The sequence below is a fragment of the Streptomyces sp. YS-3 genome, assembly GCF_045257485.1.
Lineage (GTDB): Bacteria > Actinomycetota > Actinomycetes > Streptomycetales > Streptomycetaceae > Streptomyces.
The window spans coordinates 1-3,399 of the sequence record NZ_JBJHPC010000696.1; the positions used below are offsets into that span (position 1 = coordinate 1).

The 3,399-nt window shown below is 70.0% G+C and carries 3 protein-coding genes; 2 read left to right on the forward strand and 1 reads right to left on the reverse strand.

The annotated features are described in order from the left end of the window. A partial coding sequence (locus tag ACJA3G_RS33415) for a hypothetical protein (protein ID WP_406556787.1) occupies positions 1-595 on the forward strand: 595 nt, incomplete at its 5' end. A gap of 81 nt (positions 596-676) precedes the next feature. On the opposite strand, the gene ACJA3G_RS33420 is transcribed toward ACJA3G_RS33415, so the two are convergent. Further along, the gene (locus ACJA3G_RS33420; RefSeq protein WP_406556789.1) at positions 677-1,717 is read right to left on the reverse strand and encodes an RDD family protein; all 1,041 of its coding nucleotides are present in this window, start codon (positions 1,715-1,717) and stop codon (positions 677-679) included. Between the two features lie 165 nt (positions 1,718-1,882). Between ACJA3G_RS33420 and ACJA3G_RS33425 the strand changes: the two genes are divergently transcribed. Continuing rightward, positions 1,883-2,890 (forward strand): stage II sporulation protein M, encoded by a 1,008-nt coding sequence (locus ACJA3G_RS33425; RefSeq protein WP_406556788.1) that lies wholly within the window; start codon positions 1,883-1,885, stop codon positions 2,888-2,890. Positions 2,891-3,399 lie beyond the last annotated feature (509 nt).

Consider the following 3,399-nt stretch of genomic DNA (forward strand, 5'->3'; position numbering starts at 1 on the left):
TCACGATCCGCACGATCACACCCCCCTCGGCGATGAACACTTCCACTGCGCGCCCGGCCCCTCCGGCTGGCGCTACGTCTCGCAGATCACCACCCCCTCCGGCGACCCCGCCGGCTCCGTCGACCTGGCCCTCGACGACCTCGGCCGCCCCATCCGCCTCGAACTGCACGCCGGTGCCTGGCAGGTGCGCGGAGCCGCCCTCGACGGCGTCACCTGGGTCCGCACCGACCCCACCGGCACTCACGCCACCGAAGGCAATGTCCCCGCCCACGCCTTCACCGGCACGTCCCCGGCATTCCTCATCGCCACATCACGCCTGCTCCGCCTCACCCCCGGTTCCCCCGCGACCCGCGTACGCCTCGTCGCCTTCACCGACCCCGTCCTGGCGCCCCGCACCCTCGACCAGTCCTGGGCCCTGGTGAACAGTGAAGCGCACGCCACTGACAACGGCCCCCTGACCGTGGACGAGTACCAGGTCAGCGCCCTGGACACGGGGGAACAGCACACCGTCCACATCGCCGGTGACGTGGTCCTCGCGGCGCCCGGAATCGAGCTCGAATCCCTCGAAAGCCCGCCGTCGGCCTGGGGCCCGTAGAGCCGGTCTAGTGTCCTCGCGCGTCCTCGCGGGCGGATCGCCACATAAGAACCGCCGGGACCCGCGAGACGGACAGGCCGCTCAGGCAGGCGGTACGAAGCCGGTGCCAGAACGGCCAGCCGACTCGGGCCCGGGCCGCTGCACCGGCGCCGAGGGGGCGGCGTCTGCCGTCGTGGGGACTGAAGGCGTGGTCGCGGGTGGCGTGCCTGCGGGCAGCGTGGTCGCGGGCGGCGCGAAGGGTGGCGGCTGGGTTGTGGACGGCGTGCGCGGGGGCGCGGCCATCCCGCCCGGCGCTGTAGCGAGGCCGGTCATGGTGTGCGGTGCCACAGGGACACCGGCCATGGTGTGCGGCGGGAAACGCGTGGCGCCGTGAGACGTACCGAATGCCCGCCTCGCGTCCCGCGCCTGCCGCTCGGCCATGACCGCCGCCAGATAGGCGGCCGGAGGCACCCCCTCCGGCGCCGGCGCCCCTGTCCGCGCCACCAGGTCATCGGCCAGCCGGACCGCCATCCCCCAGCTCACCTGGGCGTCGAGTTGCCCCATGCGCGTCAGGTACTGCCGTACCGCCAGCCACAGAGCGTCCGGCACCCCCGACAGATCGAGCCCGGCGAAACGTCCCCGCAGCCAGGGCGGAGGCGGCGGTACGGCGGCGGTCCGCCCGGCGGGCACCCTCTCGCGTACGACCAGGGTCCCCGCGAACACATCCCCGATCCGCCGTCCCCGAGCCGAGACCAGGGACGCGATGCAGGCGACGACCCCCAAGGTCAGCAGAATTTCCACGACGCCCATGGCCCCGCGCACGAGCGCGTGCCGGAAGCGGATGGGCCCGCCGTCGTCGCGCACCACGCGCAGACCACAGGCGAGCTTCCCCAGGGAGCGCCCGTGCGACAGCGTCTCGACGGCTATCGGCGCTCCTACAAGGACGAGGACGAACAGAGCGACGGCTATCGCCGCCTGCGCCGCATCGTCGAGGGAAGCGGTGGCCAGCAGCAGCGAGAACGAGACGATCAAGTACCCGGTCCAGGCCACGGCCATGTCGATGAGAAGCGCGAGCGCGCGACTGGGCAGTCGCGCGGGCCGCAGCCCCAGCACAACCGCGTCCCCCGTGACCAGCGCACTCACCGGTACCCACCCTTCATCGTCGCCGTTCGGGACGACGACCTGCACCCAGGCCGCCGAAGCGGCGACCTTCCCCGACCCTCGGAAACCCCAGTCTGCCAAGCTGGCCCGCAGCGCGCCGCAGTAGGACGGACCGTACGCACCCAGTGCCTGGAGCAGCAGCCGACCATGGACCTCGACGTCTTCGTCACCGCCCACCACCACGAGTGGGACCGCCTCGAACGTCTGCTGCGCCGTGGCCGCCGCCTGACCGGTGCCGAGGCCGACGAACTCGTCGCCCTCTACCAGCGCACCTCGACGCACCTGTCGCAGATACAGTCCTCGACGCCCGACCCGCAGCTCACGGCCCGTCTCACCCAGCTCGTCGCCCGTGCCCGCGCCACGGTGACCGGCACCCGCCGCGCGTCCTGGCGCGACGCCGCACGCTTCCTGACGGCCGGGTTCCCGGCAGCCGTCTATCGCGCGCGTAGATGGTGGATTCCGGCGGCGCTGATCTCGACGGCACTGGCCGCGGTCATCGGCTGGTGGATCGGCACCCATCCCGAGGTCCAGTCGTCGATCGCCGCTCCGGAGACGCTCAAGGACATGACGCGACCGGGCGGCGAGTACGAGACGTACTACTCAAGCCACCCCGCCGCCTCCTTCGCGGCCCAGGTCTGGACGAACAACGCGCAGGCTGCCGCGATGTGCCTGGTCCTGGGCGCCTTCCTGGGCCTGCCGGTCCTGTGGGTCCTCTTCTCCAACATGCTGAACCTGGGCGTGGGCATCGGCCTCATGTCCTCGGCCGGCCGCTTGGACACCTTCCTCGGCCTGATCCTTCCGCACGGCCTCCTCGAACTGACCGCCGTCTTCGTAGCCGCGGGCACAGGGCTGCGCCTGGGCTGGACCGTCATCGACCCCGGGCCGCGCACCCGCCGCGACGCACTCGCGGAAGAAGGCCGCGCGGCCCTCGGCATGGCCATGGGCCTGGCCCTGGTCCTGTTCGTCTCCGGCCTGCTGGAAGGCTTCGTCACGCCGTCCGGCCTCCCCACCTGGGCCCGCATCGCCATCGGCATCGCCGCCGAGCTGACCTTCCTCCTGTACGTGTTCGTCCTGGGCGGCCGAGCCGTACGTGCGGGCGAGACGGGCGACGTCGAGGAACCGGACCGCAGCGCGGGCGTACCGACCGCCGCCTGATGTGCGTACGGCCCCTCTGACCTGGTACTGTCCTCTTCGCCCACAAAAACCGTTGACACGGTCGGAGTGGGGAGGTAGATTCAAACGGTTGCGACGGACTGGACAAGTTCGGGCGCACTCGATAACATCTCTCTCGCTCTCACCGGAAATGCGATTTCCGAAGAGCCATTCCGATTGATTCGAATCACGAAGCCGATTAGTTCGGCCGAAATGCTTCTGATAGAGTCGGAACCGCCGGAAAGGGAAACGCGAAAGCGAGAACCTGGAAAGCGAATCCCGCCGACAGGGAATCGGACACGAAAGAGTCTGATAGAGTCGGAAACGAAGGAAGCGCCCGGAGGGCCCGGAAACGGGAACGAAGGAAGCGTCCGTACCTTGAGAACTCAACAGCGTGCCAAAAGTCAACGCCAGATTGACAACCCCGGCCTGCCAGTGATGGTGGGTTGGAGGTTCCTTTGAAAAGTCCTGCCGGCCCTTGTGGCGGGTAGGCAACAACACAGCGAGGACGC